Raw genomic sequence first — 24,762 nt, forward strand, 5'->3', positions numbered from 1 at the left:
ACGAATCATTTGTTGAGGTTGTAGTCCTTCTCCGCCGCATCAAAACGCTCGACCATACCTGCGGTCGGTGCACCCATCTTGCTCACGAAGTAGATCGCCAGGCTGGCGAAAATAAAGCCTGGAATGATCTCGTACAGCCCCAGCAGTTCGAAGTGTTTCCATACGATCACGGTGATCGCGCCGACCAGGATACCGGCCAGTGCGCCGTTACGGGTCATATGTTTCCAGATCACCGAGATCAGCACCACAGGGCCAAACGCGGCGCCGAAACCGGCCCAGGCGTAGCTGACCAGGCCGAGTACGCGGTTGTTGGGGTTGGCGGCCATGGCGATGGCGATCAGCGCAACCAGCAGCACCATCAAGCGACCGACCCACACCAGCTCAACCTGGGAGGCGTTTTTGCGCAGGAAGGTTTTGTAGAAGTCTTCGGTCAGGGCGCTGGAGCACACCAGCAATTGGCAGCTCAGGGTGCTCATCACGGCAGCCAGAATGGCCGACAGCAGTACACCGGCGATCCACGGGTTGAACAGCAGCTTGGCCAGTTCAATGAACACACGTTCGTGGTTTTCGGTCACAGGACCGGCCACTTCCGGGTGCGCCGAGAAGTAGGCGATACCGAAGAAGCCCACGGCCACGGTGCCACCCAGGCACAGGATCATCCAGGTCATGGAGATGCGACGTGCGTTGGCAATCGACTTGACCGAATCCGCCGCCATGAAACGCGCGAGGATGTGCGGCTGGCCGAAGTAACCCAGGCCCCAGCCCATCAGCGAGATGATGCCGATGAAGGTGGTGTTTTTCAGCATATTGAAGTTGTCAGGGTTCTTGGCTTCGATCGCCAGGAAGGTGGTATCGACACCACCAGTAGCCAGCAGCACGATGATCGGCGTAAGGATCAGCGCGAAGATCATCAGCGTGGCTTGTACGGTGTCGGTCCAGCTCACGGCCAGGAAACCACCGACGAAGGTGTAGGCAATCGTTGCAGCAGCACCGGCCCACAGCGCAGTCTCGTAAGACATGCCGAAGGTGCTTTCGAACAGGCGGGCACCGGCGACGATGCCGGACGCGCAATAGATGGTGAAGAACACCAGGATCACCACGGCGGAGATGATCCGCAGCAGGCCGCTTTTATCTTCGAAACGGCTGGAGAAGTAATCCGGCAGGGTCAGTGCGTCGCCGTTGTGCTCGGTCTGTACCCGCAGGCGACCGGCGACGAACAGCCAGTTGAGGTAGGCACCGACGATCAGGCCAATGGCAATCCAGCTTTCCGACAAACCAGACATGTAGATCGCGCCCGGCAGGCCCATCAACAACCAGCCACTCATGTCGGAAGCGCCGGCCGACAAGGCAGTCACCACGCTACCGAGGCTGCGACCGCCCAGGATGTAATCGGAAAGGTTGTTGGTGGAGCGATAGGCCATGAAGCCGATCAGCACCATTGCTGCGATGTAGATCACGAACGTGATCAGGGTTGGATTACTAACGCTCATAAGAGTGACGCCCTGGCTTTGTTTTTATGTAGCGACGGTCTGTCAGACGGCCACCCATTGGAAGTAGGTAGACGTAGCTGCGTGCCGCGCATTTATGACTGACGTTTCCCCAGGAAAGCCGTCAGCCGATGAACCGACCCGTGGAGGTGGTTGCACCTTGGCCGCGAATGCTATTCAACAAAGCAAATAAGGTGCAACCAGTTTCGCGAGAATAAGTTGCACCCAGGTGTGAAAAGTGCAAAACACCCCGTTTTTGCTCCTTTTCGGAGCAAGAACAGCCGATCTCAGAAGCAAACGCACCAGGGCGAAGCGGATTGTGTCGAAGGCCAAATTATTTCCGATCAAGCGTTAGAAATTTCATGAACAAAATGGGTTGCACCCGGTTGCACCTATTCATGCGCAAAGCTAATCTGGCGGCCAGCTGATGCCACTCGGTAGTGGCACCCATGAGGATAACAAAATGGCTACGACCACCCTTGGGGTCAAACTTGACGACCCGACCCGCGAGCGCCTCAAGGCGGCCGCGACCTCCATTGATCGCACGCCGCACTGGCTGATCAAGCAGGCGATTTTCAATTACCTGGAGAAACTGGAGGGTGGTGCAACCCTGACTGAACTCAATGGTTTGAGCAGCAACGGCACTGACGACGCAGGCGACGTCCAGACGGATCACGCCCACCAGTGCTTCCTTGAGTTCGCTGAAAGCATCCTGCCGCAATCCGTGCTGCGCGCCTCGATCACCGCCGCTTACCGCCGCCCAGAGCCGGAAGTCGTGCCGATGCTGATCGAGCAGGCCCGCCTGCCGGCGCCAATGGCCGAAGCCACCAACAAGCTGGCGGCGTCGATTGCCGAGAAACTGCGTAATCAGAAAAGCGCCGGCGGCCGTGCCGGGATTGTTCAGGGCCTGCTGCAGGAATTTTCCCTGTCATCCCAGGAAGGCGTGGCCTTGATGTGCCTGGCCGAAGCGCTGCTGCGCATCCCGGACAAAGGCACTCGCGACGCGCTGATCCGCGACAAGATCAGCACCGGCAACTGGCAGCCGCACTTGGGCAACAGCCCGTCGCTGTTCGTCAACGCTGCGACCTGGGGCCTGCTGTTGACCGGCAAACTGGTCGCCACCCATAACGAAGCGGGGTTGACCTCGTCCCTGAGCCGCATCATCGGCAAGAGCGGCGAACCGATGATCCGCAAGGGCGTCGACATGGCCATGCGCCTGATGGGCGAGCAGTTCGTCACCGGCGAAACCATCGCTGAAGCCTTGGCCAATGCGAGCAAGTTCGAAGCCAAGGGCTTCCGCTACTCCTACGACATGCTCGGTGAAGCCGCGCTCACCGAACGTGATGCGCAGAAGTACCTAGCCTCGTACGAACAAGCCATTCACTCCATCGGCAAAGCCTCCCACGGCCGTGGGATTTATGAAGGCCCTGGTATTTCCATCAAGCTGTCGGCGCTGCACCCGCGCTACAGCCGTGCGCAGTACGAGCGCGTGATGGACGAGCTGTACCCGCGCCTGCTGTCGCTGACGCTGCTGGCCAAGCAATACGACATCGGCCTGAACATCGACGCCGAAGAGGCCGACCGCCTGGAGCTGTCCCTCGATCTGCTCGAGCGCCTGTGCTTCGAACCGCAACTGACCGGCTGGAACGGCATCGGCTTCGTGATCCAGGCCTACCAGAAACGTTGCCCGTACGTGATCGACTACGTCATCGACCTGGCGCGCCGCAGCCGCCATCGCCTGATGATCCGCCTGGTGAAAGGCGCGTACTGGGACAGCGAAATCAAACGCGCCCAGGTCGAAGGCCTGGAAGGCTACCCGGTGTACACCCGCAAGGTGTACACCGACGTTTCCTACATTGCCTGCGCACGCAAACTGCTGTCGGTGCCGGAAGTCATCTACCCGCAATTCGCCACGCATAACGCCCACACCTTGTCGGCCATCTACCATATCGCCGGTCAGAACTATTACCCGGGCCAGTACGAGTTCCAATGCCTGCACGGCATGGGTGAACCGTTGTACGAGCAGGTGGTAGGCAAGGTTTCCGACGGCAAGCTGAACCGTCCGTGCCGCGTGTACGCACCGGTCGGCACCCACGAAACGCTGCTGGCTTACCTGGTACGTCGCCTGCTGGAAAACGGCGCGAACACCTCGTTCGTCAACCGCATTGCCGACCAATCCATCTCGATCCAGGAGCTGGTGGCCGATCCAGTGGCCAGCATCGAGCAGATGGCAACGCTGGAAGGCGGCTTCGGCCTGCCGCACCCGCGTATTCCACTGCCGCGCGACCTGTACGGCAGAGACCGCGCCAACTCGGCCGGCATTGACCTGGCTAACGAACACCGTCTGGCATCGCTGTCCTGCGCCCTGCTGGCGACCGCGCACAACAACTGGAAAGCCGCACCGATGCTCGGTTGCGCTGCCAGCGAGCAAGCGGCGGCGCCGGTGCTGAACCCATCCGACCTGCGTGATGTGGTCGGCCATGTGCAGGAAGCCACCGTCGAAGACGTCGACAACGCCATCCAGTGCGCCATCAGCGCCGGTCCGATCTGGCAGGCCACCCCGCCCGCCGAGCGTGCCGCGATCCTGGAGCGTGCCGCCGACCTGATGGAAGGTGAGATCCAGCCATTGATGGGCCTGCTGGCCCGCGAAGCCGGCAAGACCTTCGCCAACGCCATCGCCGAAGTGCGTGAAGCCGTAGACTTCCTGCGCTACTACGCGGTGCAGGCGCGCAACGATTTCACCAATGACGCCCACCGCCCACTGGGCCCCGTGGTGTGCATCAGCCCGTGGAACTTCCCGTTGGCGATTTTCAGCGGTCAAGTGGCTGCCGCACTGGCCGCCGGCAACCCGGTATTGGCCAAGCCGGCCGAACAAACCCCGCTGGTCGCCGCACAAGCCGTGCGCATCTTGCTGGAAGCCGGCATTCCGGAAGGCGTGCTGCAACTGCTGCCGGGCCAGGGCGAAACCGTCGGTGCCCGCTTGGTAGGTGATGATCGCGTCAAAGGCGTGATGTTCACCGGCTCCACCGAAGTGGCGCGCCTGCTGCAACGCAATGTCGCCGGTCGCCTGGATGCCCAGGGCCGTCCGATTCCGCTGATCGCCGAAACCGGTGGCCAGAACGCGATGATCGTCGACTCCTCGGCGCTGACCGAACAAGTGGTCATCGACGTGGTGTCCTCGGCCTTCGACAGCGCTGGCCAGCGTTGCTCGGCCCTGCGCGTACTGTGCCTGCAGGAAGATTCGGCAGACCGCGTCATCGAAATGCTCAAGGGCGCCATGGCGGAATGCCGCCTGGGCAACCCGGAGCGCTTGTCCGTCGATATCGGCCCGGTGATCGATGCCGAAGCCAAGGCCGGCATCGAGAAACACATCCAGGCCATGCGCGACAAAGGCCGCAACGTGTACCAGGTTGCGATTGCCGACGGCGAAGAGATCAAGCGCGGCACCTTCGTGACACCTACCCTGATCGAGCTGGAAAGCTTCGATGAACTGCAACGTGAAATCTTCGGCCCGGTGCTGCACGTGGTGCGCTACAAGCGCAAAGAGATCGACCAGCTCATCGGTCAGATCAACGCTTCCGGCTACGGCCTGACCCTCGGCGTGCATACGCGCATCGACGAGACCATCGCCAAGGTGATCGACAACGTCAATGCCGGCAACGTCTATGTGAACCGCAACATCGTCGGTGCCGTAGTGGGCGTACAACCGTTCGGCGGCGAAGGCCTGTCGGGCACTGGCCCGAAAGCGGGTGGCCCGCTGTACCTGTATCGCCTGCTGTCGACTCGTCCTACGGATGCCATCGAGCAATCCTTCGTACGCGGCGACGCATTGGCCGCACCGGACGTGCGCCTGCGCGACGCCATGAGCCAACCGCTGACCGCCCTGAACACCTGGGCCGACAGCAATAAGCTCAGCGAACTGAGCGCCTTGTGCAGCCAGTTCGCCGCGCAATCGCAAAGCGGCATCACCCGCCAACTGGCCGGCCCGACCGGCGAGCGCAACAGCTACGCCATCCTGCCCCGCGAGCACGTGCTGTGCCTGGCGGACGTGGAAGGCGACCTGCTGACTCAACTGGCGGCGGTGCTGGCCGTCGGCGGCTCGGCGGTATGGCCGGAAACCGACCTGACCAAGGCCTTGTTCCCACGCCTGCCGAAGGAGATTCAGGCGAAGATCAAGCGCGTGGCCGACTGGACCAAGGACGAGGTGGTGTTCGACGCGGTTCTGCACCACGGCGATTCCGACCAGCTGCGTGCGGTGTGCCAGCAAGTGGCCCAGCGTGGTGGCGCGATTGTTGGGGTGCATGGTTTGTCGCAAGGCGAGACGGCGATTGCGCTGGAGCGTCTGGTGATTGAGCGGGCGTTGAGTGTTAACACGGCGGCAGCCGGCGGTAACGCCAGCCTCATGACTATCGGTTAACTGCCTGAAGGAATGCAGTCAGGCATGTGGGAGGGGGCTTGCCCCCGATAGCGGTGGATCAGCCAATGCACTTGGTGACTGACACATCGCCATCGGGGGCAAGCCCCCTCCCACATTTGCCTGTGCATCACCCAAATCAATCTTGCTATCCAGCTTCTATTCGCACACTTAGACTCAGGCCAACTCCTCCAAAGGTAAGCCGCCATGTCCGAGACGCTGCTCAGTTCCCGCAATCTGGCTTTCGAGCTGTACGAAGTCCTCGATGCCGAGGGCCTGACCCAGCGCGAGCGGTTTGCCGAGCACACTCGCGAAACCTTCGACGCGGCCATCAGCACCGCCCGCACGATCGCCGAGAAGTATTTCGCCCCCCACAACCGCAAGAACGACGAAAACGAACCCCGTTACGAAGACGGCCAGGCGATCCTGATTCCGGAGGTGAAACCGGCGGTGGATGCGTTCCTTGAAGCCGGCTTTCTCAACGCGGCGCGTAGTTTCGAAGCGGGCGGCATGCAACTGCCCACGCTGCTGTCTCAAGCCTGTTTCGCGCACTTCCAGTCGGCCAACGCCGCCTCGACGTCCTACCCGTTCCTGACCATGGGCGCCGCCAACCTGATCGAAAGCTTCGGCACCGACGATCAGAAACAGCGCTTTCTGCAACCGATGATCGACGGCCGTTTCTTTGGCACCATGGCCCTCACCGAACCCCACGCCGGTTCATCGCTGTCGGATATTCGTACCCGCGCAGAGCCTGCGGCCGACGGCACGTATCGACTCAAGGGCAACAAGATCTTCATCTCCGGCGGCGATCACCCGCTGTCGGAAAACATCGTGCACATGGTGCTGGCGAAGCTGCCGGACGCACCGGCTGGGGTGAAGGGCATTTCGCTGTTTATCGTGCCCAAGTTCCTGGTCAACGACGACGGCAGCCTGGGCGAGCGCAACGACGTACTGCTGGCGGGGCTTTTCCACAAGATGGGCTGGCGCGGCACCACGTCCACGGCGCTGAATTTCGGCGATAACGGCCACTGTGTCGGCTATCTGGTGGGCAAGCCGCACCAAGGTTTGAGCTGCATGTTCCAAATGATGAACGAAGCACGCATCGGCGTGGGCATGGGCGCGGTGATGCTCGGTTACGCCGGCTACCTCTACTCCCTGGAGTACGCCCGCGAACGCCCGCAAGGGCGTCTGCCCGACAGCAAAGACCCTACGACCGCGCCGGTCTCGATCATCCAGCATGCCGACATCAAACGTATGCTGTTGACGCAAAAAGCCTACGTGGAAGGCGCCTTCGACCTGGGCCTCTACGCCGCACGCCTGTTCGACGACACCACCACCCTGGAAACCGACGCCGAGCGCAAGCACGCCCACGAACTGCTGGACCTGCTGACGCCCATCGTCAAATCCTGGCCCTCGGAGTTCTGCCTCAAGGCCAACGAACTGGCGATCCAGATCCTCGGTGGCCACGGTTACACCCGTGAATACCCGGTGGAACAGTACTACCGCGATAACCGCCTGAATCCGATCCATGAAGGCACCCATGGCATCCAGTCCCTGGATTTGCTTGGGCGCAAGCTGGCGCAGAACGGTGGCGCGGGCTTGAAGCAACTCATCAGGCTGATGGCCGAAACCGGTGCCCATGCGCAGGAATACCCAAGCCTCAGCCCACTCAGGGAACCGCTGGAACAGTTGGTCAACCGCCTGCAAAGCGTGACGATCGGCCTGCTGACGGATCTCGCCCACGGCAAGGTCAACAGCAGCCTGGCGAACTCGGCGCTGTACTTGAAGGTGTTCGGGCATACGGTGATTGGCTGGCGCTGGCTGGAACAGGCGATTCGCGCCGAAGAAGGACTGGCCAAGGGCGAGGCGGCCGATATGGCCTTCTATAAAGGCAAGCTCCAGGCGGCCCGATACTTCCTGACCTTGGAAGTACCGAGCTGCCATCATGAGCTGGCAATTCTGGAGGCCCGCGATGATACGTGCCTCAGTATGCAAGATGAGTGGTTCTAAGGCGTTCCGATCGCCTTGGAAATCACATCGACCGTGGCGCTGACTTGCTCTTGGTAACGGTCGAGTTCCTGCTGGTGCGCCTGCTGCATTTCGATCTGCTCGGCGCACAGGTTCAGCGCCGCCAGCACCAGTAACTTGTCACCGATCAGGGTCGGGTACTTTTTCTTGGTGTTGGCCAGGGAGGCCTTGAGCAGGGTCACGGCGTGCATCAGGGTTTTATCTTCGCCGGCCGGTGCCTTGATCGAGTAATCCTCTCCGAGAATCGAAACGACCTTTATCCCTTCACTCATGCGCTGACAGGCCCTGCGCTCACACGCTCAACCAGCGCCTGGATACGCGCGGCGGTCGCGCCGTGTTTTTCTTCCTGCTCCATGAGGTTCAGTTGCAGGCTGTCGTTCTCATCCTTGGCACGCGCCAGTTCGGCCTTGAGGGATTCGTTGCTGCCCAACAGGTCCTGATTCTGCTGTACGAGGTCGCTGACCAGTTGTTCCAATTGGCTGAGGGATGCTTCTAACATTTTGATTTCTCGGGCTTTTTCAAAGGGCGGTGACGATAAAGAAAATTCACCTCGGATGCCAGGGTTATCCCCGGCGCGCAGCCCGTTTTTTAAGGGCCGGGCCGCACTTTCGAGCCTTAGTGACTGCATTTACCCGATCTGGTTCCTGAATAGACCAAACCCCTCGTCAGATGCGACAAAACCGCACAGGCCCCTTTAGACTTTAGTCGTACGACCGATAGAGAGGCACAGACCGTCTCATGGCCGCACGGATCGCGCTCTCCCCCAGGATTCCCGCATGTCGCTACGTAATATGAATATCGCTCCGAGGGCCTTCCTCGGCTTCGCGTTTATTGGCGCATTGATGCTGCTTCTCGGTATTTTCGCGCTGAATCAGATGAGCAAGATCCGTGGCGCCACCCAGGACATCACCCTGTCCAGCGTCCCGAGCATCCGCGCCCTTGATGACTTCACCCAACTCACCTTGCGCCTGCGGGTGTTGTCCTATCGCTTGCTGACCAACCGCGAGCCGGACGTTCAGCAAAAGACCCTGGAAGCCTTCGAACTGCGCAACCAGCAGATCCGCGCCGCTCAGGGCACTTACGAAAAACTGATCGACAGCAGTGAGGAGCGCTCGATCTACGACGAATACACCCGCCTGCTTGCCCAGTACCAACAGATTGAAGCGCGCATGAAGAGCCTGTCGCGCGCCAACCAGGTCGAAGAGCTGCGCACCCTGCTCAACACCGAGCTATTGAGCAACTCCGAGCAGGTCAACACCGTGCTCAACCGCCTGCTGGACTACAACAACAAGGCCGCCCTTGCCACCAACCAACAGGCCGAAGACCAGTACAACATGGCCTTCGACTGGGTGATTGGCCTGCTGATTATCGCCACGGCACTGACAATGCTGTTCGCCTGGCTGCTGACCCGCAGCATCACCCTGCCCATTTCCCTGGCATTGGAAGCGGCGGAAGAAGTGGCCGAAGGCAACCTGACCCGCCCGATCAAGGTCGACGGCAACGACGAAGCCGGACGCCTGCTGGCGGCCATGGCCAAGATGCAGGACAAACTGCGTGACACCCTGCAACGCATCGCGGGTTCCGCCAGCCAGTTGGCGTCGGCCGCCGAAGAACTGAACGCGGTCACCGACGAAAGCGCCCGTGGCCTGACCCAGCAAAACAACGAAATCGAACAAGCCGCCACGGCGGTGAACGAGATGACCAGTGCCGTCGAAGAAGTCGCACGCAATGCGGTCAGCACGTCCGAAGCTTCGCGCAACGCCACCACCTCCGCCGGGGATGGCCGTGATTTGGTGCAGGAAACCGTCAGCGCCATCGAACGCATGAGCGGCGACGTACAAGCGACCGCAACACTGATTGGCGACTTGGCCAATGAATCGCGCGATATCGGCAAGGTGCTGGACGTGATTCGCGGCCTGGCTGACCAGACCAACCTGCTGGCCCTGAACGCCGCCATCGAAGCGGCCCGTGCGGGTGAAGCCGGCCGTGGCTTTGCGGTGGTCGCCGATGAAGTGCGAGCCCTGGCCCATCGCACCCAGCAGTCGACCAGCGAAATCGAACGGATGATCGGCAGCATCCAGGCCGGCACCGAGCACGCGGTGGACTCGATGCGCAACAGCACCGAACGCGCCGAATCGACACTGAACATCGCCAAAGGCGCCGGGATGTCACTGGACACCATCAACACCGCGATTGTGGAGATCAACGAACGCAACCTGGTCATCGCCAGCGCGGCGGAAGAGCAGGCGCAGGTGGCGCGGGAAGTGGACCGTAACCTGGTGAACATCCGTGATTTGTCGGTACAGTCGGCTACCGGCGCCAGCCAGACCAGTGCGGCGAGCAGCGAGTTGTCGCGCCTGGCGGTGGATCTGAACGGGCTGGTAGGACGCTTCCAGCTCTAACTGACACCCATCAGAAAAGTTTTGTAGTGAGCAGGCTTGCCCTGCGCTGGGCTGCGAAGCAGCCCCAACCGTCACACCTCATTTTTACAGATAGACCGCGGTGAATGGTTTTGGGGCTGCTTCGCAGCCCAGCGCAGGGCAAGCCTGCTCACCACAACAAGCCCTGCTCATCACAACAGGCCTGCCCAACACAACAAGCGCCCTGCCACATTCGGATCCCTGTGAATCAGAAAAAGCTTTTTGACAGCGCAGCAATTCAACAGGTTAGAATCGCTGGCACGCAGACTGCATGGTCAGTTTGCGCCCTGTCTTGTTTGCTCATGGAGTATTGCCTTTGAATGCGACGACCATCAACAGCCTGTTCTTGATCGGCGCGTTGCTGGTGAGTGCGAGCATTCTGGTAAGTTCTCTGTCGTCCCGCCTGGGCATCCCGATCCTGGTGATCATCCTGGCCGTGGGCATGGTCGCCGGCGTCGATGGCGGCGGCATCATCTTCGATAACTACCCGACCGCCTATCTGGTGGGCAACCTCGCGTTGGCAGTGATACTGCTCGACGGTGGCCTGCGCACGCGGGTGGCGAGTTTCCGCGTGGCACTCTGGCCGGCGTTGTCGCTGGCCACAGTGGGGGTGTTGATTACCACCGGCCTCACCGGCATGGCGGCAGCCTGGCTGTTTGACCTCAATATCATCCAGGGGCTGTTGATCGGCGCGATTGTCGGTTCCACGGACGCCGCGGCGGTGTTCTCGTTGCTCGGCGGCAAGGGCCTGAACGAACGGGTCACCGCCAGCCTGGAAATCGAATCCGGCAGCAACGACCCGATGGCGGTGTTCCTCACCGTCACCTTGATCGACATGCTCGCCAGCGGCCAGACCGGCCTGCACTGGAGCCTGCTGACGCACCTGGTGCGCGAGTTCGGCATCGGCGGCGTGGTCGGCCTGGGTGGCGGCTGGCTGATGCTGCAGATGGTCAACCGCATCAACCTGGCCACCGGCCTGTACCCGATCCTGGTGATCGCCGGTGGCCTGTTCGTGTTTGCCGTGACCAACGCCCTGCACGGCAGCGGCTTCCTCGCCGTGTACCTGTGCGGCCTGGTGATCGGCAACCGCCCGGTGCGCAGCCGTCATGGCATTTTGCATATGCTCGACGGCATGGCCTGGCTGGCGCAGATCGGCATGTTCCTGGTGCTGGGCCTGCTGGTTACACCCCACGACTTGCTGCCTATCGCGCTGCCGGCCCTGGGCCTGGCGCTGTGGATGATCCTGTTTGCGCGGCCGCTGTCGGTGATGGTCGGCCTGCTGCCATTCAAGGCGTTCCACGGCCGCGAAAAAGCCTTTATCGCCTGGGTCGGCCTGCGCGGCGCGGTACCGATCATTCTGGCGGTGTTCCCCCTGATGGCCGGGCTGCCGCATGCGCAGCTGTACTTCAACCTGGCGTTCTTTATCGTGCTGGTCTCGCTGCTGGTGCAGGGCACCAGCCTGCCGTGGGTGGCCAAGCTGCTCAAGGTCACCGTACCGCCGGACCCGGCGCCGATTTCCCGCGCAGCACTGGAAGTGCATGTCACCAGCGAGTGGGAGCTGTTCGTCTACCGCCTCGGTGCGGAAAAATGGTGCATCGGCGCCGCCCTGCGCGAACTGAAAATGCCTGAAGGCACGCGGATCGCCGCGCTGTTCCGTGGCCAGCAACTGCTCCATCCGTCGGGTAGTACCGTGCTGGAAGTCGGCGATTTGCTCTGCGTGATCGGCCATGAACACAACCTGCCGGCCCTCGGCAAACTGTTCAGCCAGGCACCGCAACGCGGTTTGGATTTACGCTTCTTCGGCGACTTCGTACTCGAAGGCGACGCCCAGCTGGGCGCGGTTTCCGCCCTGTACGGGCTGAAGCTGGAAGGCATCGACCCGGACATGCCACTGAGCCGCTTCATCACCCAGAAAGTTGGGGGGGCGCCAGTCGTCGGCGACCAGGTGGAGTGGAACAACACCATCTGGACCGTCGCGGTCATGGACGGGAACAAGATTGGCAAAGTCGGCGTCAGATTCCCCGAAGGAAGTCGCCCGGGCCCCGGACTCTTCCTCTAAACTGCGGGGCGACGACGCCCCCGATTCTTCACCTTGCTCGACCGGTCTCTATGCCAACCCTGCGCACTTTTCTCGCCACTGCCCTGCTGGGCTTGACTCTTTGTATCGGCACCGTTCACGCGGCCGACCCGCCCAGCGCCGACGCCATCCAGCAAACCCTGGACAAGCTGCCTGACCGCAAGCTGCCCGATGCCGACATGAAGGCGCTGCAGACCATCCTGCAACAGACCCTGACCTACCTCGGCAACAAGCAGGATTACGAGCAGCGGCTGGTCGATCTCAAGCGCCAATTGGAAGATGCGCCGCGCCAGACCGTCGAGAACCAGCGCGAGCTGACCCGGCTCAAGGCCACCAAAATCATCCCGGTCGCCCAGCGCTACGCCAGCCTGCCGGTGCCGCAGCTTGAGCAATTACTGGTGCAGCGCAGCACTCAGCAAGGCGACCTGCAGAAAGAAATGGCCGACGCCAACAGCCTGTCCATCGCTGCCCAGACTCGCCCGGAGCGCGCCCAGACCGAGATCAGCAGCAGCCAGACACGTATCCAGCAGATCAATTCGATCCTCAAGGCCGGCAAAGACAACGGTAAATCCCTCAGCGGCGACCAGCGCAACCAGCTCAACGCCGAACTCGCGGCCCTCAACGCGCTGATCCCGCTGCGCCGCCAGGAACTGGCCGGCAACAGCCAACTGCAAGACCTGGGCAACAGCCAGCACGACCTGGTGATGGAAAAGACCGCGCGCCTGGAACAAGAGATCCAGGACCTGCAGACCTTGATCAACCAGAAGCGTCTGGCCCAGTCCCAGCAGACCGTGACCCAACAGTCCATCGAAGCGCAAAAGGCCGGCGGCAGCAGCCTGCTGGCCACGGAAAGCGCGGCCAACCTGAAACTGTCCGACTACCTGCTCAAAAGCACCGACCGCCTCAACGACCTGACCCAGAAAAACCTGCAGACCAAACAGCAACTCGACACCGTAACCCAGAGCGATTCGGCCCTCGACGAGCAGATCAACGTGCTCAAAGGCAGCCTGCTGCTGTCGAAGATCCTCTACAAACAAAAGCAGGCCTTGCCACGTCTGACGGTCGACCGCGACCTGGCGGACGATATCGCCAACATTCGCCTGTACCAGTTCGAGGTCAACCAGCAGCGCGAGCTGATCAGCTCGCCCAGTGCCTATGTGGATAACTTGCTGGCGAACCAATCGCCGGAAGACGTCACCCCGCAACTGCGCCGTACTTTGCTGGAACTGGCGATCACCCGCAGCGACCTGCTGGAGCGCCTGAGCCGCGAGCTGAGCGCGCTGCTCAACGAGTCCATCACCCTGCAACTGAACCAGAAACAACTGCTCAGCACCGCCACGACATTGCGGGCGACGCTGGATGAGCAGATGTTCTGGATTCCCAGCAACAAGCCGTTGGATACCGAGTGGCTGGAAACCGTCCCGGCGCATCTGAGCAAGCAAGTCACCACCCTGCCCTGGGCGTCCAGCGTCAGCGAACTGTACGACGGCCTGACCCAACGCCCGCTGCTGTTCCTGCCGCTGCTGCTGTTGATCGGCGCGCTGCTGTGGCGACGCAAAGCCCTGTACCAGCGCCTGAACAAGGTCCACCTGGACATCGGTCACTTCAAGCGCGACAGCCAATGGCACACGCCGCAGGCCATCCTGATCAATATCCTGCTGGCGATGCCGGTGTCCCTGGGCTTGGCGCTGTGCGGTTACGCGCTGCAGATCGACGCCCGGGGGCAAAACGCCAACTTGGGCGCGGCCTTGCTGCAGATCGCCCAGGCGTGGCTGGTGTTCTACACCGCCTACCGCATCCTGGCGCCAGGCGGCGTGGCCGAACTGCACTTCCGCTGGGAAAAACCCCAGGTCGAATTCCTGCAAGGTTGGGTGCGCAAGCTCGGGCTGGTGGTGCTCGCGCTGGTGGCCGTGGTGGCGATTGCCGAGCACCAACCGGCGGCGCTCGCCGACGACGTGCTGGGCATCGGCGTGGTACTGACCTGTTATGCGCTGATGGCCTGGCTGCTGGGTCGCCTGCTGCTGCATAGCCCGACCCATGAAAAAGCCTCGCTGTTTCGCAAGGCCGTGGGCCTGTTATTCACCGCACTGCCCGTCGCGTTGTTTATCGCCGTGTGCTTCGGCTATTACTACACCGCGCTCAAGCTCAGCGACCGGCTGATCAACACCCTGTACCTGCTGATGTTCTGGCTGGTGATCGAAGCCACCTTCGTGCGCGGCCTGGGCGTTGCCGCCCGGCGCCTGGCTTATGCGCGCGCCCTGGCCAAACGCCAGGCCGCCAAGGAAGCCGGCGACGGTGAAGCGGTGATCGAAGAGCCGACCCTGGACATCGAGCAGGTCAACGAACAGTCCATGCGCCTGATCCGCCTGGCCCTGCTCGGCGGCTTTATCGCAGCGCTGTACTGGGTGTGGTCGGACTTGATCTCGGTGTTTTCCTACCTCGACAACGTCACCCTCTACGAATACACCAGCGGCACCGGCGCGAATATCAGCATGGTGCCCATCAGCATCGGCGACTTGCTCGGCGCGCTGATCATCATCGGTATTACCTTCGCGCTGGCGCGCAACCTGCCCGGCCTGCTGGAGGTGCTGGTGCTGTCCAAGCTGGAGCTGGCCCAGGGCAGCGCCTACGCGACCACGACCTTGCTGTCGTACGTGATTGCCGGCGTCGGTTTTGTCTCCACCTTGTCGACCCTCGGTGTGAGCTGGGACAAGTTGCAATGGCTGGTGGCGGCACTGTCGGTGGGCTTGGGCTTCGGCATGCAGGAGATCTTCGCCAACTTTATCTCCGGCATCATGATCCTGTTCGAACGCCCGGTACGCATCGGCGACACCATCACCATCGGCAACCTGTCGGGCACGGTGAGCAAGATCCGCATCCGCGCCACCACGATCACCGACTTTGATCGCAAGGACATCATTGTCCCGAACAAGACCTTCATCACCGGGCAACTGATCAACTGGTCGCTGACCGACACCATCACGCGGGTCACCCTGAAACTCGGCGTGGACTACGGCTCCGACTTGGACCTGGTGAAGGAGCTGCTGCTCAAGGCCGCCAGGGAAAACCCTCGGGTACTGAAAGAACCCGAACCGCACGTGTACTTCCTCAACTTCGGCGAAAGTACCCTCGACCACGAACTGCGCATGCACGTGCGTGACCTGGGTGACCGCAACCCGGTGCTGGACGAGGTCAACCGCTACATCAACCGTGAATTCAAGAAACAGCACATCAACATCTCGTTCCGGCAGATGGAGGTGTACCTCAAGAACATGCACGGTCAGGAGTACAAGCTGGTGCCGGTCGAGGATGATCGCAAGACCATCGCTGGGCCGGCCCCGGAGCAGGACGCCCCCGAGCCCCCAGCCAGCAAAGTTGATGACGCGCCGGAACCGCCGCCGAGCAAACTCGACTAACCGCGCTATCCCCAGCAGAATGCTCGGACATTCTGCTGGAGATGGCCGGTGAAAGCCCTCGACGAACTGACCTTCGACAACCGCTTCGCACGCCTGGGCGACGCGTTTTCAACCCACGTACTGCCCGAGCCCCTCGACGCACCGCGCCTGGTCGTGGCAAGCCCGGCCGCCATGGCCCTGCTCGACCTTGACCCCAGCGTTGCCGAAACACCGGTGTTCGCCGAGCTGTTTGGCGGCCATAAGCTGTGGGCCGAGGCGGAACCGCGGGCGATGGTCTATTCCGGGCATCAGTTCGGTGGCTACACCCCGCAACTGGGCGATGGCCGTGGGTTGTTGCTGGGCGAGGTGTACAACGAGGCCGGCGAACACTGGGACCTGCACCTCAAGGGCGCCGGGATGACGCCTTACTCGCGCATGGGCGATGGGCGCGCCGTGTTGCGCTCGTCGATCCGCGAGTTCCTGGCGTCCGAAGCCCTGCACGCGCTGGGCATCCCCAGCAGCCGTGCATTGTGCGTGATCGGTTCCGACACGCCCGTGTGGCGCGAGAAGCAGGAACGCGGCGCCATGGTGTTGCGCATGGCTCACAGCCATATCCGCTTCGGCCATTTCGAATACTTCTACTACACCAAGAAACCCGAGCAGCAGGCCGAGTTGGCCGAACACGTGCTGAACCTGCACTACCCCGAATGCCGCGAACAGCCTGAACCCTACCTGGCCATGTTCCGCGAAATCGTCGAGCGCAATGCCGAACTGATCGCCAAATGGCAGGCCTATGGCTTTTGCCACGGGGTGATGAACACCGACAACATGTCGATCCTCGGTATCACCTTCGACTTCGGGCCGTTTGCGTTCCTGGACGACTTCGACGCGCACTTCATCTGCAACCACTCCGACCACGAGGGGCGTTACTCCTTCAGCAACCAGGTGCCGATCGGCCAGTGGAACCTCAGCGCCCTGGCGCAGGCGCTGACGCCGTTCATCGGCGTTGATGCCTTGAAGGAAGCGCTCGGCCTGTACCTGCCGCTGTACCAGGCCAATTACCTGGACCTGATGCGCCGCCGCCTGGGACTGACCACCGCCGAAGACGATGACCAGAAGCTGGTCGAGCGGTTATTGAAGCTGATGCAGAGCAGCGGCGTGGATTACACGCTGTTCTTCCGGCGCCTGGGGGATGAGCCCGCGGCGCTGGCGGTGACGCGGCTGCGCGATGACTTTGTCGACCTGGCCGGGTTTGATGCCTGGGCCGAGCAGTACAAGGCCCGCGTTGAACGGGATGGCGACAACAGCGAAGAACAACGCCGTGCGCGGATGCATGCGGTGAACCCGCTTTACATCCTGCGCAACTACCTGGCGCAGAACGCTATCGCGGCCGCCGAGTCCGGGGATTACAGCGAGGTGCGGCGGTTGCATGAGGTGCTGTCCAAGCCGTTCGAGGAACAAGCGGGGATGGAGCAATACGCGCAGCGGCCACCGGATTGGGGCAAGCATTTGGAGATTAGTTGTTCGTCGTAAACCTTTAAATGAAGGTTTCTACTGATACGCCGAAGCGCTCAGCCAGCCAACGAATTTGCCGTATGTTGAGTTGGCGTTTTCCACTCAATACCTCAGAGACCACTGACTGGGCACCAACCCCCGGCAGGTCGCTCTGAGTGAGGTTGTGTTCGCGCATCATGTAGCGCAATACATCAGCACCACTGGCGACGGGCATTGGGCGGTGCTTATGATCGTAGGCCTCGATCCAGTCACTGAGGATATCCACCAGGCTCATCAGCGGACTGTCTTCATTTTCACCGATCAGGCTCAGCAACTCGTCCAAACCACATACCAGCGCGTCGTAGTCTGCCTCGTTTTCTGGTTTGCGCATCACGGGTGAAACAAATTGCCAGTGTTCGGCGGCTACTCGCATAAGCGCGCTCATCTGATGTTTTCCTTCCATTTATCTTTCTCATAATCGCGGTGATCAAGCAGATGCTTGATGTAGACGCGCTGCGCCTGATACTCCACGCCAGCAATCAACCTCAGCTTATTGCCTCCAATATCGAAAACGTGAAACTCCCCGACCTTATCCGTGGCGGGGAACATGGCTTTCATCGGCGCGAAATCTTTGGGGGCATTTCGCTTCATTACTCGATACCACTGATCCAACGCGGTTGCTGACCGTGGCCACTTTTCCTTTGCTTCCCAGATCCTTTTCTCGCTGATCACTCGCATGCAACATCCTTATCGCATCTTGCTATGAAGGTTAAACTCGAATTTCGAATATCGCAATTTGCGATAACCGCAAACAGACCAATGGTTCAAAACAGAACAGGCTCTGACAGCCTAGATAGGCGACCCCACATCAGCACGGGCAAAACTGTCAGTGGATAAGTCACCCTCTCCCCGCCTTGATAAACACCTCGCCCGACTCCAGATACAGTCCATTGGCAACACCCAAGGAGCCCATCATGTCCGAACCGCTTGTAATCCCCTGCCCTCATTGCAACGGCCTCAACCGCATACCCGGTGAACGCCTGGGCGATGCGCCCAAATGCGGGCGCTGCAAGCAGCCGGTTTTACTGAACAAGCCTTTTGAGCTGAAGCAAGGCGATTACGCCAGCCAGATCAAAGGCGATTTGCCGTTGCTGGTGGATGTGTGGGCCGACTGGTGTGGGCCGTGTAAATCGTTTGCGCCGGTGTTCGAGCAGGCGGCCGGGCAGTTGGCGGGCAAGTGCCGCTTGGCCAAGCTGGACAGCGAGGCCAATCAGCAGTTGTCGGCGCAGTTGGGGATTCGCTCGATTCCCAGTTTGATTCTGTTCAAGAACGGCCGCGAAGTGGCGCGCCAGAGTGGGGCGTTTCCATTGCCGCAGTTGATGAGCTGGTTGCGTAGCCAGGGCGTGTAACTCGACCTTGAAAACCACCCAGCCCCCTCCCACATTTTGACCGCGCTTTACCTTGAGGCCAGCGGGGCTTCACGGTCCATCATCTGGCTGACCAGCAGTACGCCCAGTTCGCTCAATTGGTGGATGGCCAAGGCAACGTCGCGGTGTTCGCCGCTGAGGTCGTTGGACAGGTTGAGCAACAGGGTTCGGACGGAGGAGAAGGTTTCGTAGCTGTTGAGGATGAGGGTTTCGGTGGGGAGGTTGGGTGCAACGGTATAAAGGTTAACCATGGATCGTCTCCGAGCAGGAGCCGCAGCCAACCGCTACTAAACGGAGGGTGGCAGCTGTACGCAGGTTAGTAGACCGGGGAGACGCAACCGGCGCGCCCGAAAGCGCCCTCCGTACAGCCACCGTCAAGTTCAGGAAGGTCCTGATTGACGAATTACTGCACGTCTCAACACGGGCTACTAAACCCGATCACTGAACATTCAGCAACCCAGGAACCTTAGAGACGCCCATCCAGACGCACAAGCCAGCGGATTCTGGCTTACCTGTAGGCAACGTTACAAGACACAACCCCCATTGCCAGACCCGTCCTACAGACTGTGTGGGACACATCCATTTCCATCTGCCGAAACGCGATAAAAATGTGGGAGGGGGCTTGTGGGCTTGTGTTGTCGTTTAGATCACGCGTTTTCCAGCAGGTTATGCAGCTCCACAAACTGCTGCGTCAGCTTATGCCGTGGGTCCAGGTGGATCAGGGGTTTATTCTCCTGGTGCGACTCACGCATGCGCACGGAACTGGCCAGGTACACCGGCAGCACCGGCAAGCCTTCGGCAATCAATTCATCCAGCATCTGCTGGGGCAGGCTCGCCCGGGCCTGGAACTGATTGACCACGATGCCTTCCACTTCCAGGCCTTCGTTGTGGTCTTCCTTCAGTTCTTCGATTTCAGCCAGCAGGCCATACAACGCCTGGCGCGAGAAGCTGTCGCAATCGAATGGAATCAGTACACGATCAGCGGCGATCAACGCCGAAACCGCATAGAAATTCAGCGCCGGTGGCGTATCCAGGTAAATCCGGTCGTAATCCTCGCTCAGCTCATCCAGCAGCTTTCGCAGCTTGTTGATCTTATGCTTGGCCTCAAGCTTGGGCTGCAGGTCCGCCAATTCGGCGGTCGCGGTGATGACGTGCAGGTTGTCGAAGGGGGTTTCGTAGATATCCACCCGGTTTTTCTTCGAAAACGGCCCGGAAGACAAGGTCTGCTTGAAGAATTCGGCAATGCCCATCGGTATATCGTCGCCGGTCAGCCCGGTGAGGTACTGGGTTGAATTGGCTTGTGCATCGAGGTCCACCAACAGGGTTCGATAGCCTTCGCTGGCGCTCACCGCCGCCAGGTTGCAGGCGATGCTGGACTTGCCCACGCCGCCTTTCTGATTGAACACCACACGCCGCATGGAAAAACCTCCGTGTATCAATGAATGTCCGAGTGTAGAGGGCAAAAGCGCCTGTTAGCTACCTCGTTCATCCATGCACTGCTGCATCACGAACCATTGGCGATCTGGCTGTCATACACAGCTCACAGGTTAAAAAGAACCGTCCCACGCACCATCCCAGCCCCAGGTGAAGGAAAATCTGTAAATCTTTTTCATCTATTTGTAATTCCCTATGCACAATTCTTTACCAAAGTTTGCTAGAACCCCACGGCACCGGGATAATGCGCGCCATTCGGCTATTGCTCCCTGTCCCGGTATTCGGGGCCAACTGCCGCACATGGAAGCCCGCAGGGGCGGGATAACGTCTCAGTGATCACTTTCAACATCGCCCAATGGCGCGCCTGGGCCCCTGGCCTGGAGAGTGCGGACGACTGGCACGCCTGGTGCCAGGCCCCGGTGTTGCTGCCTGCAAGCGAAGCCTCCCCCGACGTCTCGTTCCTACCCGCCATGCAACGTCGCCGCCTCAGCCGCCTGGCGCGCATGGCATTCAGTGTGGGCTGGCCGCTGGCTGAGGGCTTGGAAGACTTGCCGCTGGTGTTTATCTCCCGGCATGGCGAAACCCCACGCACCCTCGATATCCTCAGCGACCTGGCCAACGACCAGCCACTGTCGCCGACCCAGTTCAGCCTGTCGGTGCACAACGCGGTGATAGGCCTGTGGTCGATCCTGCGCAATGAAACCAGCGAAATGACCGCCCTCGCCGCCGCAGGCGACGGCCTGGAACACGGCATGCTCGAAGCCGCCGCGCTGCTCAACGAAGGCGCGCCGGCCGTTTTGCTGGTGATTACCGAAGAGCAGCCGCCTGCCGCCTACGCCAGTTGGATCGTTGACGTGCCCTTCCCCTACGCCCTCGGCCTGTTGCTGACACCGGGCGACGAGTGGCAACTGGAACTAAACAGCGGCGGTGTCCAACTCACACAAGCCCAGTGGCCCCACGCCCTGAACCTGCTGCGCACCCTGCTCACTGATCAGGGTGCCTGCCAACATGCCTGGAAGAACCGAGTATGGAACTGGCAACGCAAGCCGTGAACGACAAGCCACGGGACGCTTACTACTGGCGCCTGTTCGCCACCGCCGCCAGTTTCTTTGTGTTCGGCATCGGTGGGCTGTGCCTGCGTTTGCTGGTATTTCCGCTGCTCGGCTGCCTGCCAGGCAGCGCCGAAAAACACCAGCGCCGTGCCCGCCACACCATCAGCAAACTGTTCTGGTTCTTTATCCGCCTGATGCAGCGCGCCGGTGTGCTGACCTACAGCGTCGAAGGCGCGGAAAAACTCGGCCGCCCGGGCCAGATGATCATCGCCAACCACCCGTCGCTGATCGACGTGGTGTTCCTGATCGGCCTGATGCGCCAGACCAACTGCGTGGTCAAGCAGAGCCTGTTCGAAAACCCGTTCATGCGTGGCCCGGTGCGCGACGCAGGCTACATCAGCAATGACGGCAGTTCGGACATGCTCGATGCCGCCGCCGACGCCCTGCGCGCAGGCCAGACGCTGATCATTTTCCCTGAAGGCACCCGCACCACACCCGGCGCAGCGCCTGCCTTTCATCGCGGTGGCGCCGCCATTGCACTGCGGGGTGCGACAATCATCACCCCGGTGGTGATCAAGGTGAGCCCCACCACGCTGACCAAGGCCGAACCCTGGTATCGCATCCCAAAATGCCGCTTTCACTTCAGTTTGCGCGTGGGTGCCGATATAGAACCACAGGCGTTCGCAACACTGGGCCCCGCGCCTCAGGCCTCACGCAAGCTCAACGATTACCTGCATCACTATTTTATTAAGGAGCTCGCCGAAGATGAGCGACCAACACCGCCTTGAGCACGACATAAAGATGCTGATCATCGAGGCCCTGGGCCTGGAAGACATCGGCGTCGACGACATCGGCAGCGAGCAAACCCTGTTCGGCGAAGGCCTCGGCCTGGATTCGGTAGACGCCCTGGAATTGGGCCTGGCGATCCAGAAAAAGTACGGCATCAAGATCGATGCCGACGCCAAGGACACGCGCAATCACTTCACCAACGTGGCCAGCCTTGCGGCGTTCGTCACGGCCAGACAGGCAGCTTGAGACCGGACCATGCAAACTCGTGACGATATTTTCAACACCTTGCGCGACGCCTTGGTGGAACTGTTTGAACTGCCGCCGGAACGCGTCACCCTTGACGCCAACCTGTACCAGGACCTGGAAATCGACAGCATCGATGCCGTCGACTTGATCGACCATATCAAGCGCCAGACCGGCAAGAAGATCGCCGCCGAGGAATTCAAGGCGGTGCGTACGGTGAACGACGTGGTTGAGGCGGTGTACCGTCTGGTCCAGCCTGCCGCATGAGCCGGCTGATCGGCCTTGGCCTGCTGCTGGCGGGGCTGCTGTACCCTTTTGCGGTGTATTACGGCACCGAACACTTTGCGCCATGGCAATTCGGCCTGCTGCTGGGCGGCCTATGGCTGCTGCGTGCGCTGACCGGTGCACGACGCCCCGGCAGCCGCTGGATGGCACTGGCGGTGATCGTGTTCTGCCTGCTGCTGGCCTGGTTCGACAACCCCCGCCTGCTGCGGTGGTACCCGAGCCTGGTCAGTGCGTTCATGCTGGCGCTGTTCGGCTTGAGCCTCAAGTACGGCCCGCCGATGGTCGAGCGCCTGGCGCGCATGACCGATCCTGTGTTGCCGCCCCATGCCGTCGTGTATACCCGCCGGGTGACCGTGGTGTGGAGCGTGTTTTTTCTGTGTAATGGCCTGCTCGCCGCCGCCCTCACCCTGTGGGCGCCGTTGAGCTGGTGGACGTTGTACAACGGCCTGATTGCCTACGGGTTGATGGGGCTGTTGTTTGCCGTGGAATGGCTGGTACGACAAAGGGTTCGAGGCCGCGTATGAATGGGTTGAAACTTGAGCACTTGCTGCTTGAGCCGCTGGAACAGCGTTCGGTCACCACCGAACCTGCAATGAGTCACGCCCAGCTGTGGGAGCAATCCCTGAGCCTGGCGGCGGGCCTGCAAGCGCGGGGTATCCGGCGCCTGGCCGTGTACCTGGAAGATGCAGGCCTGCTGGCGGTGGCCCTGCTGGGTGCTTGGCGGGCCGGGGTCAGCGTGCTGCTGCCCGCCGACTTACAACCTCAGACCCGCCAACGCTGGGATGAAGCCGTCGACGCCTGGCTGACCGAAGCTGAGGACCTGGATGCGCTGTACCAGGCACCACTGAGCGCTGCCGCCCTCGACCTGGACGCGTGCCAACTGAGCCTGTGCACCTCCGGTTCCAGCGGCGAACCCAAGCGCATCGACAAGACCCTGCGCCAACTGGCCAACGAGGTCGAGGCCTTGGAAACCTTGTGGGGCCCGGACCTCAAAGACGCCTGCATCATCGGCAGCGTCGCCACCCAACACATCTACGGCTTGCTGTTCCGCGTGCTGTGGCCGCTGTGCGCCGGCCGCACTTTTGTGCGCAAACAACTGGCCTTCCCCGAAGACTTGCAGCGCGCCAGCCGCGAGCACACGCAATTTGCCTGGGTTGCCAGCCCGGCGCTGCTCAAGCGCATGGGTGACAACCTTGACTGGCCCGCGCTGAGCCAGGTGTCGCGGGTGTTTTCGTCCGGCGGCGCGCTGCCGGTGGAAGCCGCGGGCAGCCTGTACGACCGCTTGCAACAATGGCCGACAGAGATCCTCGGCAGCTCGGAAACCGGTGGTATCGCCTGGCGCCAGGGTGCGCAGCCGTGGCAGCCGTTTGCCGACGTGCACCTGAGCCAGGATGCCGACGGCGCCCTGCGCATCGCCTCGCCGTATCTGCCTGCGGGGCATGTCGAACAAACCGCCGACGCGGCACGCATTCATGCCGATGGCCGTTTCGAACTGCTGGGCCGCCTGGATCGCATCGTCAAGCTGGAAGAAAAACGCATCTCCCTGCCCATGCTGGAAAACGCGCTGATGGCCCACCCGTGGGTCGCGGAAACCCGGCTGGGCGTGGTGCAGGAAAACCGCGCCTCTCTCGGCGCGCTGGTGGTGTTGAGCGCCGAGGGCCTGCATGCCCTGCGCAATCAGGGGCGACGCACGCTCACCCAGACCCTGCGCCAGCATTTGAGCCAACATTGCGAAGCCCTGGCGCTGCCACGGCGCTGGCGACTGCTGAGACAGCTTCCCCTGAACAGCCAGGGCAAGCTGCCACAGGCCGATGTCGAGGCGCTGCTGTTGGCGCCACGGCCGAAGGCGCCGGAAGTGCTGGAGCACGTCGAAGCCGACGGCGAATGGACCGTGCAACTGAGCGTGCCGCCGGACCTGGCCTATTTCAGCGGGCACTTCCCGGTCACACCGGTGCTGCCGGGGGTGGTGCAGGTGGAATGGGCCTTCAACCTGGGCCAGCAACTGCTCGATGTGCCGCCGACCTTTGCCGGTATGGAAGTGCTCAAGTTCCAGCAACTGGTGCGGCCGGGTGATGCGATCGAACTGCACCTGCGCTTCGACCCGGAGCGCAGCAAGCTTTACTTTGCATATCGCAATGGCGTCGCCGCCTGCTCCAGCGGCCGGATTCAACTGGAGCCAGCGCATGCATAAGCTGTTGTGGCGAGGGAGCTTGCTCC

19 protein-coding genes and 2 pseudogenes are annotated in these 24,762 nt (G+C 61.4%); 14 read left to right on the top strand and 7 right to left on the bottom strand.

What is annotated here, in order from left to right; translation table 11 throughout:
* Positions 1 to 5 precede the first annotated feature (5 nt).
* Positions 6 to 1,490 (bottom strand): sodium/proline symporter PutP, encoded by a 1,485-nt coding sequence (gene putP / locus K7431_RS15995; protein WP_012721853.1) that lies wholly within the window; start codon positions 1,488 to 1,490, stop codon positions 6 to 8.
* 460 nt (positions 1,491 to 1,950) lie between these two features.
* Here putP and putA point away from each other — a divergent pair, with 460 nt between their 5' ends.
* Together putA and K7431_RS16005 are read left to right on the top strand one after the other, a co-directional pair.
* Positions 1,951 to 5,904, top strand: a complete 3,954-nt coding sequence (gene putA / locus K7431_RS16000) for a trifunctional transcriptional regulator/proline dehydrogenase/L-glutamate gamma-semialdehyde dehydrogenase (RefSeq protein ID WP_012721852.1) — start codon at positions 1,951 to 1,953, stop codon at positions 5,902 to 5,904.
* A 204-nt stretch (positions 5,905 to 6,108) separates the two neighbouring features.
* The gene (locus tag K7431_RS16005) at positions 6,109 to 7,911 is read left to right on the top strand and encodes an acyl-CoA dehydrogenase (protein WP_012721851.1); all 1,803 of its coding nucleotides are present in this window, start codon (positions 6,109 to 6,111) and stop codon (positions 7,909 to 7,911) included.
* On the opposite strand, the gene K7431_RS16010 is transcribed toward K7431_RS16005, so the two are convergent.
* Both K7431_RS16010 and K7431_RS16015 read right to left on the bottom strand, forming a co-directional pair.
* A complete protein-coding gene (locus K7431_RS16010) occupies positions 7,908 to 8,201 on the bottom strand; it encodes a cell division protein ZapA (RefSeq protein WP_012721850.1) in 294 nt (97 codons plus the stop codon). The genes K7431_RS16005 and K7431_RS16010 overlap by 4 nt on opposite strands.
* Positions 8,198 to 8,428, bottom strand: coding sequence for a hypothetical protein (locus tag K7431_RS16015; protein ID WP_012721849.1), 231 nt, complete (start codon positions 8,426 to 8,428; stop codon positions 8,198 to 8,200). Before K7431_RS16015 ends, K7431_RS16010 begins: the two co-directional genes overlap by 4 nt.
* Before the next feature lie 343 nt (positions 8,429 to 8,771).
* Between K7431_RS16015 and K7431_RS31425 the strand changes: the two are divergent.
* The 5 genes and pseudogenes from K7431_RS31425 to selO all read left to right on the top strand — a co-directional run.
* Positions 8,772 to 9,428, top strand: a pseudogene (locus K7431_RS31425) (MCP four helix bundle domain-containing protein); the annotation flags it as partial.
* Positions 9,429 to 9,731: 303 nt separating this feature from the next.
* Positions 9,732 to 10,331: pseudogene (locus K7431_RS31430) on the top strand (methyl-accepting chemotaxis protein); the annotation flags it as partial.
* A 334-nt stretch (positions 10,332 to 10,665) separates the two neighbouring features.
* Positions 10,666 to 12,408: a potassium/proton antiporter gene (locus tag K7431_RS16025; protein ID WP_012721847.1), complete on the top strand. Its 1,743-nt coding sequence runs from the start codon at positions 10,666 to 10,668 to the stop codon at positions 12,406 to 12,408.
* A gap of 50 nt (positions 12,409 to 12,458) precedes the next feature.
* On the top strand, positions 12,459 to 15,842 hold the full coding sequence (gene mscK / locus K7431_RS16030) for a mechanosensitive channel MscK (RefSeq protein ID WP_012721846.1): 3,384 nt from the start codon (positions 12,459 to 12,461) through the stop codon (positions 15,840 to 15,842).
* A gap of 48 nt (positions 15,843 to 15,890) precedes the next feature.
* Positions 15,891 to 17,354, top strand: coding sequence for a protein adenylyltransferase SelO (gene selO / locus K7431_RS16035; RefSeq protein ID WP_012721845.1), 1,464 nt, complete (start codon positions 15,891 to 15,893; stop codon positions 17,352 to 17,354).
* A gap of 4 nt (positions 17,355 to 17,358) precedes the next feature.
* On the opposite strand, the gene K7431_RS16040 is transcribed toward selO, so the two are convergent.
* Complete coding sequence (locus K7431_RS16040) at positions 17,359 to 17,760, bottom strand: helix-turn-helix domain-containing protein (protein WP_012721844.1); 402 nt, start codon at positions 17,758 to 17,760, stop codon at positions 17,359 to 17,361.
* Complete coding sequence (locus K7431_RS16045) at positions 17,757 to 18,053, bottom strand: type II toxin-antitoxin system HigB family toxin (RefSeq protein WP_012721843.1); 297 nt, start codon at positions 18,051 to 18,053, stop codon at positions 17,757 to 17,759. Before K7431_RS16045 ends, K7431_RS16040 begins: the two co-directional genes overlap by 4 nt.
* Before the next feature lie 236 nt (positions 18,054 to 18,289).
* Here K7431_RS16045 and trxC point away from each other — a divergent pair, with 236 nt between their 5' ends.
* Entirely contained in the window at positions 18,290 to 18,724 is a 435-nt protein-coding gene (gene trxC / locus K7431_RS16050; protein WP_012721842.1) for a thioredoxin TrxC, read from the top strand.
* 47 nt (positions 18,725 to 18,771) lie between these two features.
* Here trxC and K7431_RS16055 read toward each other — a convergent pair whose 3' ends face one another.
* Together K7431_RS16055 and K7431_RS16060 are read right to left on the bottom strand one after the other, a co-directional pair.
* A complete protein-coding gene (locus K7431_RS16055; RefSeq protein ID WP_012721841.1) occupies positions 18,772 to 18,993 on the bottom strand; it encodes a DUF6124 family protein in 222 nt (73 codons plus the stop codon).
* Between the two features lie 396 nt (positions 18,994 to 19,389).
* On the bottom strand, positions 19,390 to 20,160 hold the full coding sequence (locus K7431_RS16060; RefSeq protein ID WP_012721840.1) for a ParA family protein: 771 nt from the start codon (positions 20,158 to 20,160) through the stop codon (positions 19,390 to 19,392).
* 348 nt (positions 20,161 to 20,508) lie between these two features.
* Here K7431_RS16060 and K7431_RS16065 point away from each other — a divergent pair, with 348 nt between their 5' ends.
* The 6 genes from K7431_RS16065 to K7431_RS16090 are packed head-to-tail and all read left to right on the top strand — an operon-like array spanning position 20,509 to position 24,736.
* Complete coding sequence (locus K7431_RS16065) at positions 20,509 to 21,228, top strand: beta-ketoacyl synthase chain length factor (RefSeq protein WP_012721839.1); 720 nt, start codon at positions 20,509 to 20,511, stop codon at positions 21,226 to 21,228.
* On the top strand, positions 21,204 to 22,016 hold the full coding sequence (locus tag K7431_RS16070) for a lysophospholipid acyltransferase family protein (RefSeq protein WP_012721838.1): 813 nt from the start codon (positions 21,204 to 21,206) through the stop codon (positions 22,014 to 22,016). The genes K7431_RS16065 and K7431_RS16070 overlap by 25 nt, the downstream gene beginning before the upstream one ends.
* A complete protein-coding gene (locus K7431_RS16075; RefSeq protein WP_012721837.1) occupies positions 21,994 to 22,263 on the top strand; it encodes a phosphopantetheine-binding protein in 270 nt (89 codons plus the stop codon). The genes K7431_RS16070 and K7431_RS16075 overlap by 23 nt, the downstream gene beginning before the upstream one ends.
* Before the next feature lie 9 nt (positions 22,264 to 22,272).
* Positions 22,273 to 22,527: an acyl carrier protein gene (locus K7431_RS16080; RefSeq protein WP_003187949.1), complete on the top strand. Its 255-nt coding sequence runs from the start codon at positions 22,273 to 22,275 to the stop codon at positions 22,525 to 22,527.
* A complete protein-coding gene (locus K7431_RS16085; RefSeq protein ID WP_012721836.1) occupies positions 22,524 to 23,069 on the top strand; it encodes a membrane protein in 546 nt (181 codons plus the stop codon). Before K7431_RS16080 ends, K7431_RS16085 begins: the two co-directional genes overlap by 4 nt.
* Positions 23,066 to 24,736, top strand: coding sequence for an acyl-CoA synthetase family protein (locus K7431_RS16090; RefSeq protein ID WP_012721835.1), 1,671 nt, complete (start codon positions 23,066 to 23,068; stop codon positions 24,734 to 24,736). The genes K7431_RS16085 and K7431_RS16090 overlap by 4 nt, the downstream gene beginning before the upstream one ends.
* The last annotated feature ends 26 nt before the right edge of the window (positions 24,737 to 24,762 follow it).

The organism is Pseudomonas fluorescens group sp. (assembly GCF_020093335.1).
Taxonomy (GTDB): domain Bacteria; phylum Pseudomonadota; class Gammaproteobacteria; order Pseudomonadales; family Pseudomonadaceae; genus Aquipseudomonas; species Aquipseudomonas petroselini.